Source organism: Paenibacillus sp. FSL H8-0537 (assembly GCF_038051995.1).
In the GTDB taxonomy this organism is placed as follows: Bacteria; Bacillota; Bacilli; order Paenibacillales; family Paenibacillaceae; genus Pristimantibacillus.
The window spans coordinates 1,336,185-1,350,946 of record NZ_CP150290.1; the positions used below are offsets into that span (position 1 = coordinate 1,336,185).

Consider the following 14,762-nt stretch of genomic DNA (forward strand, 5'->3'; position numbering starts at 1 on the left):
ATATGAAATTGGAGCGTTTGATCTCTATGATCTACAAGCTGCTTAACCACGAGATTTTGTCTGCCTCCATGTTAGCTGAAGAGTTCAAAGTTTCTCAAAGAACGATTTATCGGGATATCGATGTCCTATGTGCTGCGGGCTTACCGATCATATCGCAGCAGGGGAGTAAAGGCGGATATGGCATCATGGACGGGTACAAAATGGATAAAAGCTTGCTCCGTTCTTACGATGTCGCCTCCTTAATCACCGTGCTTAGAAGCTTCTCTACCGTGTTTAAAGATGAGCGTGTTCAGGGAACCATTGAACGGCTGCAAACAGTCACACCCGAGCATCAGACCCCGAGTCTATCCATCGACTTTGAAACGCTCAGGATGGAGCCTGACGCCCTTCGTCATTTACGCATGGGCATTACTAAGCGAAAGATAGTCCGCTTTGAATATATCAATGTCAATAATGAACGTACGACCCGTGATATAGAACCGATGTGGCTGCATTTTAAATATAGCAATTGGTATGTGCATGGATTTTGCCGAACACGGCGGGACTATCGGGAGTTTCGACTATCGCGGATGATGAATTTGCTTTTGACAGAGGAAGACTTTCAGCCGCATCACAGGGAGCCGAAGGAGACTGCTTTCATAGACAAGGAAGGCACCGAGCAGTTGAAGGATGTGGTAATTCGAGTAGGGCCGAGGGCTTTGGCGGAAGCGATGGATCAGTTTCACCAGGCTGATAAGCAATTTCATGACGATGGAAGCCTGACGATGCGTATTCCCGTCTATAAACCATTAGAAGCACGATGGCTTTGGGGCATGCTGCTGAGCTTTGGCAGCGGCGTCGAAGTCCTCGAGCCTATTGCACTGCGAGGCGTCCTAAAAGAACAGCTTCAAAACACACTCCAGCTTTATGAAGAAGTATGACGAACTAGTGTCATACTTCTTTTTTTATAATAACAACAGTAACAAAATCAAATTCATGATCATTTAAAAGGAGACGTTACGAATGTCAAATTATCCGGTACAAATGTTTGAATACCACACATGGGCGAGTCAAGCTGTCCTTGGGAGAATCAAGGAGCTCCCGTCCTCCGTGCTGAGTCAAGAAGTGAACAGCTCGTTTCCCACCATCGCCCATGCCCTTACCCATATCTATGCGGTTGATAAGATGTGGTATATGGTTTTGACAGGCACGGGTATGCCAGAGGCGCTGCAAGCATGTATGCTGCTAAATGCAGAGATTCTGAGTTCTGTAGATGAATACGCCAATGTCTTTGCCCTGTTATCGGAGCAATACAGAGAATGGTTCCGAAGCCAAGCTGATTTGGAGCAAACCATTCTGCTTGATAATCCATTTGCCGGAATACGCCAAACAAGCTTAGCGGAAATTGTGCTGCATCTGATCAATCACGGAACCTATCACAGGGGCAATGTTTCTACTATGCTGCGTCAGCTTGGCCACTCGTCCACCATGAATGACTATGCGCTGTTTTGGTATAAATAGAAAGGAGATTGTATTTGATATATGGAAATTGAAAATCTAATTACAGTAAAATCGAGAGAAGATTTGAGAATGTGGCTTGAGGAAAATGGTACGACTAAAAAATCTTGTTGGGCAGTCGTTAGTATGACGCCGAATCCAGACATGCTGCTATATTTGGACGCGGTCGAAGAAGCCTTGTGCTTTGGATGGATTGATGGAGTCAAAAAGAAAATATCTGAAACGGAGCTGGCGCAGAGACTGTCTCCTAGAAGCAAAAGAAGTTCATGGACGGAATTGAATAAAGAACGTGTCCGCCGCCTTGAAAAACTGGGGTTAATGAGAGACGAAGGAAGAAAGGTACTTCCTGCTATGGATGATGATTCTTTTAAAATAGACAGGGTTATAGAACAAAGGCTGCAAGAGGAAAGACAGGTATATGAGAATTTCATGGCATTTCCAGCGCTTTATAGAAGGGTTCGGATCGACACGATCCAAAGCAATAAAAATCAGCCAGAAATATTTAACAGGAGATTAGACAAATTTATAACAAATACGAAAGAAAATAAAATGTACGGCCAATGGCATGATAATGGACGACTTCTTAATGATGAATAACTGATTTTTAAAAGCCAAAAATCCCCTGAGCACATACAAGTGCTTCAAGGGATTTTCTAGTTTAAAGCGGGCCACACCCTCTGTGCTAAGGGCAGCTTGCAGCCGCCTTATTTTTTCGCGTAAAAGCTTACGGTTCCCGTGCTCTCATCCGCGCTGACGAACAAGCTGCGTCCTTGTACGTGGTGAATGCCTTCCGGCGATTCTCCAGCCGTCGGTATCAAGCCGAGGTAGACGGGGCTGGCAGCATTAGCGACATCGAAAAATAAAATCGCATCCGCGCGTTCCGACGCTACTGCCGCAAGTGCTGTTCCGTCAACTGTCGCGACGGTCAGATTTTCCACCTCGCTGCCTTTGTTCGGACTGCGGTCATCGGGATACAAGCCGACCTTCGCTGTCGCCTCGTCAATCAGGTTCGCGCTGTCGTATACCCGCTTGCCCTCCAAATCCCATACGGCGATGTTGCGACCACCGGCCTTCACGCCGTCTTTGAATTCATTTTTGCCCAAATCGCCTTCATTGGCGGTCAGCACATATTTTCCATCCGGCGAAAAAGCAATGCCATCCGGCTCATAACGAGCGGTCAAATCCTCCGTAAACCGCACATTCCCATCGTCCTCCAGATCGGCTTTATGCTGCGTCGTGCCAAGCGAGAAAATTTGAATGAGCTTCTTCGTCTTCAAATCGACAAGCGCGATGGCGTTGTTTTCCTGCATCGTTACGGCTGCGGTTGCGCTGTCCGGGCTGATTGCCACGTATTCTGGCTGCGGATCATGCGGATAAATGGCTCCCTCTACACCGTCCAATGGAGTAGCAATGTCCACAACCTCTCCCTTCAGCGGATCACCGCCTGCAAAAGAAACGATCATAATGCTGCCAGGACGCTTCGCGTTCGCATAATCGATTTCATCCGCGGCTTTATCCAGCTCTTCATCCTCAATCGCGATCACAGCATTCAGCCCGTCTGGCGAAAGCGCGATGGAGTCGGGACCGATGCCAAGCTCATACGTTTTTACCGTTTCGTAGGTAGCTAAATCGACTACGGCCAGCAGACCTTTGCTCGCTTTGTTCACATCATCGCCCGTGCGGATAACCGCAAGCCCGTAGCGACCGTCCTTGGATACGGTGACGCTGGTCACTTCCGCCTCTGGGGAAAGGTCGTGGAAGCTGACGGTTTTCAGCACGCTGACTTTGTTGAGGTCTGCGATGTCGAGCACGGAAATGCTGCCGTTGTCGGCTTCGGTAACGAGCAGGCGTTTGCCGTCTGGCGTGGAAGCGGCGATTTCGGCTTTTTCGCTTGGCATTTGGAAGGTGGCGGCAAGCTCAAAGCCGCTTTTATTTTTCTGCTGGACGAGCTGCGCTTTCAGGCTGTCCAGCGCTTTTTTGGAAACATAGGTTGTGCTTTTCGTCAAAAGGGAAGGGCTTCCAATCTCGGCTGCAGCACCGTTAATCGTAGCGGACGAAGAGCCGATCGGGAACGATGCTTTTAAACCGCTTACCGTAATTTCAGCGCTGCGGCTGGCGGCGTTCCATGTTACTTCGCCTTGCATATTTTCGATAGCCTGGCGCAGCTTCACATAATCGCCAGCAGGTGCATCAGCAGCGAGAGCGGCAGGAGCGAAGGCGCCTGTACCGGCAGCGAGCATCGTTGCGACTGACATCATTTGAACAAGTTGCTTGACCGTTTTCATAAGCCTGCAAATCCCCTTTATCCTTTTTTAAGATCGTATGAAGAATCGTTCTAAGTATATAAATAGATTGTTAAAGGCAGATCAAGGGACAGAGCTAGTTTTGTAAAAACGACGAAAGATCAGCTTCCAAATAAGGGGAGAAACGATATAATAGAAAGACTTAGAGGGCGAAGGGGCGCTGGCAGCAGGATGGAAAAAGCGTTGTCGAATAAGCATAAAATAAGAGGCTGGAAGCGCAGAGTCCGGCAAATAGAGAAGTGGAAGCAGCGCTATATGCAGCTGGATATGGAGTATCTCGCTCATCATCAAAGGGATTATGTGAAGCTCTGGATAGACCCTTTCTATAGATTGGTTCGCCGTAATCCGCCTGTCTGGTTTTCACGGCTGCTGCTGGTCGCGTTAATGGATATTTATGAAGCGTGGCATCAGCAATTGGAGCAGCGAAACGAAGCATTTTATTTGAAAATATGGCTGTTTGAGCCGGATTTCATATCCTCGCAGGTGGTTGCGGCGATTGGCGAGCAGCTTCATTATTATGATCATACGTTTGAGCAAAATAATATAATGCAGGCTAAAGCAGACGAACGTCTCGCTAAGCTTCCGCTGCTGCACAAAATCAAAGGCGTGGAGTCTTTTGTCTGGCAGCTTCATATAGATGCGGAGTTTCATTATGAATCCGAGCTAGCGGATGATTTGGCATCAGGATTCCGCACGGAGCGGGAAGTTAAACGGATCAAGAGCAGAGCTTATGATGTGGAGAAGCAGCAATGGGGCGGACAAGCAGACACTGTATACAAGCTGCAAGCTGGTGACGTATGGGTGGGAGGAAAATGAACGAGGCGAATGCCAACCATAAGTTGACATTACAAATTCATATATGGTATATAAAAATTAGGATTAGCACTCAGGCGTGAAGAGTGCTAAACTAGACGTAGCCTTACGCAGCCTAATAATGATGATTATTGAAGGGAGATTTATTCGTGGCCAAGAAACAGTTTAAAGCGGAATCGAAGAGATTGCTGGAAATGATGATTAACTCCATCTATACGCAGAAGGAAATCTTTTTACGCGAGCTGATCTCCAATGCTAGTGACGCAATTGATAAAATCTACTACAAAGCATTATCCGATGATCAATTGGTATTCAATCAGGCGGATTACTATATTAAAGTAACGGCGGATCAAGAAGCGCGCACGCTGACGATTGCCGATACAGGTATCGGAATGACCAAGGAGGACCTGGAGAACAATCTCGGCATTATTGCCAAGAGCGGCTCGCTGGCCTTCAAGAACGAGAATGAAGCGAAGGACGGCCATAACATCATCGGCCAGTTCGGCGTTGGTTTTTATGCGGCGTTTATGGTGGCGGACGTTGTAACGGTAACAAGCCGTGCCCTCGGCAGCGAGGAAGCGTTCAAATGGAAATCCGAAGGCGCAGACGGCTACACGATTGTGCCGGCTACGAAGGATACCGTCGGAACCGAAATCGTGCTGAAAATCAAAGACAATGCGGAAGAAGTCAGCTACGACGAGTTTCTGGAGCAATATCGCCTGCGTGCGATCATTAAGAAATATTCCGATTTCATTCGCTACCCGATCAAGATGGATGTGGCCGGACAACGTCCGAAAGAGGACAGCGAAGGCGAATTCGAAGAGTATTCCGAAGAGCAGACGATTAACAGCATGGTGCCGATCTGGCGCAAAAATAAAAACGAGTTGACGCAGGAAGACTACGACAGCTTCTATATGGAGAAGCGCTATGGCTTCGACAAGCCGCTTAAGCATATCCATATCAGTGCAGACGGCGCGGTTGTATATAACGCTATTCTCTACATTCCAGAGCATACGCCTTTTGATTATTACACGAAGGAATTTGAAAAAGGCCTTGAGCTGTATTCTAATGGCGTGCTCATTATGGACAAGTGCTCCGACCTGCTGCCGGATTATTTTGGCTTCGTGAAAGGGATGGTTGATTCCGAGGATCTGTCGCTGAACATTTCCCGCGAGCTGCTACAGCATGATCGCCAGCTGAGCCTCATTGCCAAAAACATCAAAAACAAAATTAAAAGCCAGCTGATCAGCCTGCTCAAAGACGAGCGCGACAGCTATGAGAAGTTCTACAAAGCTTTCGGCAGACAGCTGAAATTTGGCGTTTACAACGATTACGGCGCAAACAAGGATACGCTGCAGGACTTGCTGCTGTTCAGCTCCTCCAAGGAGAAAACGCTCGTATCGCTCGATGAATACGTAGAGCGCATGCCGGAAGATCAGAAGTACATCTATTATGCTTCGGGCGCATCTATCGACCGCATTGAGAAGCTGCCGCAAACGGAAATGGTATTGGACAAAGGGTATGAAATCTTGTACTTCACGGACGATATTGACGAATTTGCGATTAAAGTGATTTTGAAATACAAGGATAAAGAGTTTAAATCCGTGTCCAGCGGCGATCTTGGCATTGAAGCAGAGGAGGGTGAGGAGCCGACAGAGGCGGAAGCGACTGACAACAAGGAGCTGTTCGAGAAGATGCAGGGCATCCTTGCGGGCAAAGTATCCGGTGTTCGCGCTTCGAAGCGCTTGAAATCACATCCGGTCTGCTTGTCCTCCGAAGGAGAAGTGTCGATCGAGATGGAGAAAATTCTCCAAGCGATGCCGGACAGCCAAAATGTGAAAGCGGACAAGGTGCTCGAAATCAACGTCAACCACGAGATTTTGCAGTCGCTCAAAACCGCTTTCGCCAGCGATGAAGAGAAGCTCGGCCTGTACACGAACCTGCTGTACAACCAAGCGCTGCTCATTGAAGGTTTGCCAATTCAGGATCCAGTTGAATTTACGAACGCAATGTGCAAAATCATGGTGTAACAGCCACAAGCATGTTTAAGAGGGCTTTCCCTAGAGCAGCGTCAAGCTGCTTTAGAGAAAGCCCTCTTTTTGATAGATGTGTTCTGTATATTTGGTGATGGCTTCATTGTAATGGTGATATGTATATCTGAAGCTTGCTGCTACGGTTTTAGAGTTTTTTCGAAACAGCTCATAGCAGGTGAATAGGCACTGCCACATGTTGGGACAGCTATTTTCAGCATAAGTAGAAAGCAGTGCTTCCCAATCCTCTTCTGGAAGTTAACGGTTAATAAATATATAGCTTTTCCCTAAGCTAAAGGAATAGCCTCCACGTAAGTAGAAACCATCTAAAATTCATTGCAGCAATCGTCAAATTCTCTTGCGGTAGGCTGCTTCGTCCAATATTGACGTTCAGTTGGGAGCACTTCTTCTTACATAAGCAACTGTTTATCGATTAGCACTTCGACTAACCCGTCGCTATTCATAAAATAATTCTCCACCTCGTCGATTGGAATCAACGTCAAGTCGAGCTTATGCCGATCTTCAAAAATGAGGAGATAGGAAAACCAATTAACTAATTCGGATGGGAAAAGCTCCATATCCTCAGGCTTCTGCATCATAATCCGCTTGCCGAAACTGTTCAGCCACTCCTCATCTTCCTTGAAGGCATCCATATCGGTCACAAAATAGGAAACATCCACATTCTGAATTAGATCTGGTACGATGTTTTTGTTGATGCGCGAGCCTTCAAGAGTTGCAAGTACAATTCTACAATCATTGGCATAATAGGATTACGGTCAGTTATTCAAACATATTAAAGTGTCGAAAAGCATTTTTAATATCATCTTGTTTGACTAGGGGACACGGATTTGTTCTCATGTTGGCCTCGTATCTGTTTGGTGCCACTCTAGGCTTTAGACCACATACTTCTTTCATATGTGCAATCCAACATGTTTTGGGAACGTACCCATTGTTGTGTTTAATGTAATCTTGAATTTGTTTATAGGTAGCCAGCATAATCCCTCCCGTAGCTAATCAATTAGTGATCTAATAATTATAAAGAAAACTCCGATTTAATTATGTCTAACAGTTGTTTCGCAGTTTGTTCATCTATTTGTATGGTCTGGCTTACTACGTTGGTATGTACTCGTTCTTTAGAGCCATACGTATTGATCTGAATGTATTTCTTGCCATTCTTGACTAATATGTTATATGTAGACTCTGCCTCTGTTTGTAATCTAGAGTTTCTTGATATTTTACTTAAATTCCTGATCAATGCCACGTATTTCCCTCCAAATAAACTAGTATATGGGAAGTATATCATAGCAGCTTATTTTATTGCGATAAGTGCAGACTCTTCTCACCACAGCTACAGCCCCTAAAAAAGGTAATCACCCGCAATCACAATAGAACCGTTGCCTAATCTCAAGTATTCCGTTATAGTTAAACTAATTTCATACGAAATGCGGGTGCTGGATAAAGTCTGGCTGAGATAGGGAACTTGTTTTCCTGACCGTTAATCTGATCCAGGTAATGCTGGCGTAGAGAACATAACGAAACCTAGCCATTCGTGTATTCTCGAATGGTTTTTTTGTATTTCTCCGCTTAAAAAAGTAGTTTTGTCTAGGGCGAGATTTTGGATGAGCTGCGAGCATTGCTTTCCTTCAGGAAAGGGGAGAAAGTAGATGACAGAAGCGTGGATTGAGGCATTGCAGCAGCAGGTGGATGAGCGGCAGAATGAGCTGTTTGCGCTGCTAGCCGAGCTAGTGGCCTATCCGACCGTCAGCCCTCCAGCACGCAATACGCTGGAAGCGCAGCGGTTTTTGGAGAAGCAGCTGCAAGCGAGCGGTTTTGCAACGGAGCTGTGGGAGGTTTACCCGGGTGATCCGAACGTGACGGCGGTAAAACGGGGCACCGATAGCAAGCACTACCGCAGCCTGCTGCTCAATGGGCATATGGATGTCGCCGAGGTGGGCGACAGCGGGGGCTGGAAGCATGATCCGTTCAAGCTGGTGCTGGAGGATGGACGCGCCTATGGACGTGGAACCGCCGATATGAAAGGCGGGCTTGCGGCATTGTTGTTTGCAAACAAGCTGCTGACCGAAGCCGGTGTGGAGCTGAAAGGGGATTTGCTGTTTCAAGCCGTTATTGGCGAGGAAGCGGGCGAGGCAGGTACTCGCGCTTGTATGGAGCGCGGCTGTGAAGCGGATTTTGCCATCGTCGCTGATACGAGCGGGCTGGCGATTCAAGGACAGGGCGGGGTTATAACCGGCTGGGTCACTTTGCAAAGCCCGGAGACGTTCCATGATGGCATGCGTTCGCGCATGATCCATGCTGGGGGCGGCGTTCAAGGAGCCAGCACAATTGAAAAAATGGCCAAGCTGATCGCCGGGCTTCAAGATTTGGAGCGCCACTGGGCAGTGAGCAAATCTTATGAGGGTTTTCCTCCCGGCTCGAATACGATAAACCCTGCGGTCATTGAGGGCGGGCGTCATGCCGCTTTTATCGCAGACCGCTGCTCGCTTTGGATCACGGTTCATTTTTACCCGAATGAAGATTATGAAGCGATTGCTTCGGAGATTGAAGAGCATTTGCTTGGCGTGGCGCAGGGCGATCCTTGGATGCGCAAGCATCCGCCAACCTTCCGCTGGGGAGGGCGCTCGATGATTGAGGAGCGCGGCGAGATTTTCCCTTCGCAGGAGCTTCAGCCCGAGTGGTCGGGGCTGAAGGCTCTGGAGCAAAGCCATCAGCAAGTGCTTGGCGTGCTGCCTGCGGTTGGCATGAGCCCAAGCGTAACCGATGCAGGCTGGATCGGCAGGGAAGGCATCCCGACGGTCATTTATGGTCCAGGGCAGCTGGAGCATGCCCATGCGGTGGACGAGAGCGTCGACATCAACGAGCTGATTTACTATACAAAAGTTATGCTGGGCTTCATCGCCGACTGGTGCAACCGTCCGAAAGAGGAAGCAGAGGGCGGCGAGCAGGGCTCAGGCATCAGCGATTAACGAGCAGCGATTAACGTGTAGCGATTAACGTGTAGCGAGTAGCGAGTAGTGAGAAGTGAGAAGTGAGTAGCGAGAAGTGAGAAGCGAGTAGTGAGAAGTGAGTAGCGAGTAGTTGTCGAGCGGACAGAGAAGCCGTTAATTTGCGAAAATCAACGATTTTGCCTTGTTCGCGGACTCAGATGCAGTTATTGGCAGCAAAAAGCCTATAAAGTCCCCATTAATCACGGAATAGCGGATTTCCTGTCCGCGAACACGATTAAAGTGGCCAAATCGCTGAAATAGCGAATCTCCTGTCCGCTGGCACGACTAAATCGTCGACCAAATCGATCAAATCGACTAAATCGTCGACCAAATCGGCTAAATCGACCAAATCGCGGATATAGAGGAATGTCAATCCTCGAACATAAGTCGGATTAATGAGAGTAATGTTAAAGTAGCGTTAAAGCAGCAGCTTTTATTAAACATAGAAGTATTTGAATAAACGAGCTGAGCATATAAGAGAGAGCGAATCACTCTCTGTTAAATAAAAAGCCGGTGAAAAAGGGCTTCGCTGCGTGAAAGGTTTGAGCTGGAGAAGCGCAGCAGCCCTTTTTCATCCGGCGTCCGGAGGACACGATGAGCAAATTTAGCGATAGATTATATCAAGCAAGCCGCGAAGTATGGCAGAAAAGCCATGAGCATCCGTTTCTCGTGGAAATGCGCGAAGGAACGCTGGATCCGCAGCGCTTCATCTATTATCTCAAGCAGGACTACGTCTATTTAATCGACTATGCGAAGCTGTTCGCCTACGGCAGTATAAAAGCTGGCGATATGGCAACAATGGTCAAATTCGCCGGGTTGTATCATTCCACGCTGCATGTGGAAATGGAGCTGCACCGCCAGTATGCCGACCGTTTTGGCGTTACGCGCGAGCAGCTTGAAGGCACGCAGCCGGCGCCAAGCAATATCGCCTATACAAAGTATATGCTCGACGTCGCGGCGAATGGCTCGCTTGCAGAGGTTGTAGCAGCGCTGCTGCCGTGCATGTGGAGCTACCGCGAAATCGGCGTAACCTTCGCCGAATATCCGGGTGCGCTGGATCATCCGCTGTATAAGGAATGGATTCTTATGTACAGCTCGGAGGAGTTCGGCGAGCTGACCCACTGGTGCATTGGCCTCATGGATCAATTGGCAGAAGGGCTTCCGGAGCGGGAGCTTGCGAAGCTGGAGGAGCATTTTGTCATAACATCGAAGATGGAATATTTATTTTGGGATATGGCATATCGCATGGAGGAGTGGCCAGTGTGAGCATAAATAAAGGTCTGCTGGGAGAGCAGGGGCTTGAACGGGCGGCGGGGGCAAGCAAGTCAGCAGCAGCAGAAGCAGCGGCAACGACCACTTCTGCACATAGCGAAAACAACGAGCCGGCAGGCCTTAGCGTCAGCGGACTGACGTATGCTTTTCCCGGCGGGCCGCCGCTGATTGAAGGGCTTGACCTGCATATTAGGCAGGGTGAGTTCGTCAGCGTCCTTGCGGCGAGCGGCATGGGCAAGACGACGCTGTTTCGGCTGCTGGCCGGGCTGCTGGAGCCGCAAGCCGGCACGATTGCGATCGGCGGCGTAAATCGCCAGCAGCAGGCGGCGAAGCTTGGCTATATGCCGCAGAAGGATTGTCTTATGCCGTGGCGGACGGTGCTGGATAATGCCGCGCTCGGCATGGAGCTGGCAGGAACGCCGAAGAAGGAAGCGCGCCAGCGGGTGCGGGAGCTGCTGCCGGATTTCGGCCTCGCTGGAACCGAGGCGAAGTATCCGCATGAGCTGTCGGGCGGCATGCGCCAGCGGGTATCGTTTCTTCGTTCGCTGCTGGGCGGCGGCGAGCTCTTTTTGCTCGATGAGCCGTTCAGCGCCCTTGATGCAATGACGAGAGTCAGCATGCAGGAATGGCTGCTGCAAATATGGGAGCAGCATCGCAAAACGATTGTTTTTATTACCCATGATATAGATGAAGCGCTGCTTCTATCGGATCGGGTGCTGGTTGCTGCAAAGGCGCCGGTTGCCGAATTGGTGGAATATCCGGTGGCACTTGCGCGTCCACGCACCTACGAGACGATGCTGAGCGAGCCTTTTGTGGCGTTAAAACGCCAGCTGCTTGGGCATTTCGGGCATGCGCATACAGCGGCCAGCCTAGAGGGGGGAAGGCAATGAAGCGTTTTTTCAAGAAGCATATGCCTGCCCAGCTGTTCATCCTTCTGCTCGCTGTATTGTGGGAAGTGGGAACGCGAATTTTCCAAATTCCCCATTATATTATCCCTAGGCTGTCTGATGTGCTTGTCTCCCTGGCGGAGAACAGCGGGCTGTTGGCGCGGCATTTCGTCATCACGTTAGGCGAGGCGCTGCTTGGGCTGGCGATTTCAATCGTGCTTGGCACGTTGTCGGCGATCTGGATCGACAGCTCATCATTGGCGCGCAAGACGCTGTACCCGCTCGTTGTCGCCTCGCAGACGATTCCGATTATTGCGTTGTCGCCGATTATGGTCATGTGGTTTGGCTATGAAATCGGCAGCAAAATCGCCGTTGTCATGCTGTTCACCTTTTTTCCCATTGCGATGAATACGGCGGACGGCTTCCGCTCGGCGGACCCGGATATCGGGGAGCTGCTGCGGACGATGGGAGCAAGCAAGCGCGAGCTGTTCCTCAAGTGGAAAATCCCTTCGGCGCTGCCGGAGTTTTTCACGGGGCTGAAAATGGCAGCGGCGATCAGCGTCGGCGGCGCTACGCTTGGCGAATGGCTGGGCGGCGAAGCGGGCCTGGGCATGTACACAAAGCGGGCGGCGAATATGCTGCGCGGCGAAAGTGTTTTTTCCGGGGTGCTGCTGCTGTCAGCGATGGGCATTATGTTATTTTTAGCCGTATTGGCTATTGAGCGAATCTGCTTATCCTATCGGAGAGAATCGAAGGTAGGCCAGTAAGGGGGCACCAAGGCGGAGTGCCGCTCAAGCTTTATCGCAATTTATATACTATAATAGAACAAGAAAGAGGTAAGTTGTCTATGCGTAAGGTGAATGAAGGAAATCATCATTATACGAAAAATAAAGCTTCCAAATGGAAACGCAGCTCATGGATCGCAGCATGTCTGGCTTTGACGCTAGTCATTATGGCGGGATGCTCCTCGGATAACAAGAACACAGCAAATGGTGCCGAAGGCGTGCAGGAGCTGACGGTGCTGCTCGACTGGTATCCGAATGCGGTACATACTTTCTTGTACGCAGCGGAGGAGCAGGGCTACTTCAAGGAAGCGGGCCTCAATGTAAAGCTGCAGGTGCCGGCGGATACGAATGATGCGCTCAAGCTGGTTGCAACCGGCAAAGCGGATCTGGCGATCAGCTATCAAATGCAGGTAGCCGTTGCCCGCGCAGAGGAAATTCCGATTGTATCGGTTGCTTCGCTTGTGCGCCACCCGCTGAATCAGCTGTTCGTGCTGGAATCGTCGGGCGTGAAGACGCCAAAGGATTTGGTCGGCAAAAAAATCGGCTATCCATCGATTCCGCTGGATGAAGCGTACGTGAATACGATGGTGAAAACCGACGGCGGCGATCCGTCAGGGCTGAACTACGTCGATGTAGGCTGGGACCTGATTCCGGCCATGACGACGAAGAAGGTCGATGCCATTATCGGAGGTTATGTGAACCACGAGAAGCTGCTGCTGGAGAAGGAAGGCGAGAAGCTGATTGCGCTTAACCCTGCCGACTATGGCGTACCGGATTATTACGAGCTTGTGATGACAGCAAGCGAGGATGGCGTTGCCAGCAAAAGCGAAGCATTCAAGAAGTTTATCGACGCGGCGGCTAAAGGGCAGGAATATACGGCAAGCCATCCGGATGAGGCGCTTCAGGTGCTGCTCGACAAGCAAAGCGCGGATTACCCGCTTGATACCGAGATCGAGAAGCAAAGCTTGCAGGTACTGCTGCCGCTCATGGATGCCGGCTCCGAAGCTTTCGGCAGCCAATCGGCGGAGTCGTGGAGCAATGTCATTTCATGGTTGCAGGAGCATGGCCAGCTCACGAAAGAAATCAAGGCTGAGGATGCATTCCGCAACCTATAATAGTGGAGGGAATACGGCGTATGGACGAACGCTATTCAAGACAGATGTTGTTTGCGCCCATTGGTGAAACAGGGCAGCGCAAGCTAAGCGAGAGCGCTGTGCTTATTATAGGAATGGGAGCGCTCGGCACTGTTCTGGCCAATCATATGGTCAGAGCGGGGGTCGGGCTCGTCCGTTTCGTTGATCGTGATTATGTGGAGCGCAGCAATCTCCAGCGGCAAATGCTTTACGACGAAGAGGATGTCGAGCATGGTTATCCGAAGGCAGTTGCCGCCGAGAGGAAGCTGCGCAAAATCAATTCCGATATCAAGATCGAAGCGATCGTTGCTGACGTCACCGTTCAAAATATCGACGCTCTGCTGATGGATATCGACCTTGTGCTAGATGGGACAGATAATTTTCAGACGCGTTTTCTGCTTAATGATGCTTGCTTCCGCAGCGGCATTCCGTTTACCTATGGCGGGGCGGTCAGCTCGCGGGGCATGAGCGCTATTCTTGTGCCGGGCGCTACGCCGTGTCTGCGCTGCTTTATTCAATCAGCCGATGCGGGCGGACAGACCTGCGATATGATCGGCGTTATTTCGCCAGTCGTAGATATTGTCGCTTCCTACCAAGCGGTAGAGGCGCTTAAATATTTGGTTGGAGCTGCGGACAAAAGAAGAAACAGCCTGATGACCTTTGACTTATGGCAAAATCATTCGTTCGAGATGAAGCTGGGCGAGCCTGCGAAGCAATGCCCTTGCTGCCAGCTGAAGCAGTATCCGGCTTTGCAGGCGGCAGAGCAGGACGCGGCAGTCTCGCTATGCGGACGCAGCACCGTGCAAATCTCTGGCGGCGCTCCGCTTAATCTGGAGCAGTGGCGGCAAAGGCTGGAACCGATTGCTGTGGAGCTTACGCATAACGCTTATTTGCTGAAAGCCGAGCTGCCGGAAGGTGAGCGGCTCGTGCTGTTCCCCGATGGGCGTGTGCTTGTGCAGGGGACGGAAGATATGGTCCGTGCCAAAACCTTATATGCCCGTTATATCGGAAACTAACAGCCAACAGCGAAGGGATTG

12 protein-coding genes, 1 pseudogene and 1 riboswitch are annotated in these 14,762 nt (G+C 49.9%); of the genes and pseudogenes, 11 read left to right on the top strand and 2 right to left on the bottom strand.

Annotation, left to right across the window (positions count from 1 at the left end):
- Positions 1–2: 2 nt before the first annotated feature.
- From MHB80_RS05400 to MHB80_RS05410, 3 genes are all read left to right on the top strand, one after another.
- Positions 3–920: a YafY family protein gene (locus MHB80_RS05400; protein ID WP_341281219.1), complete on the top strand. Its 918-nt coding sequence runs from the start codon at positions 3–5 to the stop codon at positions 918–920.
- Between the two features lie 82 nt (positions 921–1,002).
- A complete protein-coding gene (locus MHB80_RS05405) occupies positions 1,003–1,500 on the top strand; it encodes a DinB family protein (RefSeq protein ID WP_341281220.1) in 498 nt (165 codons plus the stop codon).
- Between the two features lie 21 nt (positions 1,501–1,521).
- Positions 1,522–2,094 carry a YdeI/OmpD-associated family protein gene (locus MHB80_RS05410; protein WP_341281221.1) on the top strand — a complete coding sequence of 191 codons (573 nt, stop codon included), beginning with the start codon at positions 1,522–1,524 and terminating at the stop codon, positions 2,092–2,094.
- 107 nt (positions 2,095–2,201) lie between these two features.
- Here the strand turns inward: MHB80_RS05410 and MHB80_RS05415 are convergent, their stop codons facing one another.
- Complete coding sequence (locus MHB80_RS05415) at positions 2,202–3,782, bottom strand: stalk domain-containing protein (protein WP_341281222.1); 1,581 nt, start codon at positions 3,780–3,782, stop codon at positions 2,202–2,204.
- 189 nt (positions 3,783–3,971) lie between these two features.
- Between MHB80_RS05415 and MHB80_RS05420 the strand changes: the two genes are divergently transcribed.
- Both MHB80_RS05420 and htpG read left to right on the top strand, forming a co-directional pair.
- Complete coding sequence (locus tag MHB80_RS05420; protein ID WP_341281223.1) at positions 3,972–4,616, top strand: hypothetical protein; 645 nt, start codon at positions 3,972–3,974, stop codon at positions 4,614–4,616.
- A gap of 146 nt (positions 4,617–4,762) precedes the next feature.
- A complete protein-coding gene (htpG, locus tag MHB80_RS05425; protein WP_341281224.1) occupies positions 4,763–6,643 on the top strand; it encodes a molecular chaperone HtpG in 1,881 nt (626 codons plus the stop codon).
- A 51-nt stretch (positions 6,644–6,694) separates the two neighbouring features.
- On the opposite strand, the pseudogene MHB80_RS05430 reads toward htpG, so the two are convergent.
- Positions 6,695–7,389 (bottom strand): annotated as a pseudogene (locus MHB80_RS05430) (aminoglycoside 6-adenylyltransferase).
- A gap of 688 nt (positions 7,390–8,077) precedes the next feature.
- A riboswitch (TPP riboswitch) is annotated at positions 8,078–8,189 on the top strand.
- Between the two features lie 118 nt (positions 8,190–8,307).
- Between MHB80_RS05430 and MHB80_RS05435 the strand changes: the two are divergent.
- From MHB80_RS05435 to MHB80_RS05460, 6 genes are all read left to right on the top strand, one after another.
- Entirely contained in the window at positions 8,308–9,627 is a 1,320-nt protein-coding gene (locus MHB80_RS05435) for an acetylornithine deacetylase (RefSeq protein WP_341281225.1), read from the top strand.
- A 615-nt stretch (positions 9,628–10,242) separates the two neighbouring features.
- Entirely contained in the window at positions 10,243–10,914 is a 672-nt protein-coding gene (tenA, locus tag MHB80_RS05440; RefSeq protein ID WP_341281226.1) for a thiaminase II, read from the top strand.
- Positions 10,911–11,810 carry an ABC transporter ATP-binding protein gene (locus MHB80_RS05445; RefSeq protein WP_341281227.1) on the top strand — a complete coding sequence of 300 codons (900 nt, stop codon included), beginning with the start codon at positions 10,911–10,913 and terminating at the stop codon, positions 11,808–11,810. Before tenA ends, MHB80_RS05445 begins: the two co-directional genes overlap by 4 nt.
- Positions 11,807–12,574, top strand: a complete 768-nt coding sequence (locus MHB80_RS05450; protein ID WP_341281228.1) for an ABC transporter permease — start codon at positions 11,807–11,809, stop codon at positions 12,572–12,574. Before MHB80_RS05445 ends, MHB80_RS05450 begins: the two co-directional genes overlap by 4 nt.
- Before the next feature lie 80 nt (positions 12,575–12,654).
- Positions 12,655–13,707, top strand: a complete 1,053-nt coding sequence (locus MHB80_RS05455; protein ID WP_341281229.1) for an ABC transporter substrate-binding protein — start codon at positions 12,655–12,657, stop codon at positions 13,705–13,707.
- A gap of 20 nt (positions 13,708–13,727) precedes the next feature.
- Positions 13,728–14,741, top strand: coding sequence for a ThiF family adenylyltransferase (locus MHB80_RS05460; protein WP_341281230.1), 1,014 nt, complete (start codon positions 13,728–13,730; stop codon positions 14,739–14,741).
- Positions 14,742–14,762 lie beyond the last annotated feature (21 nt).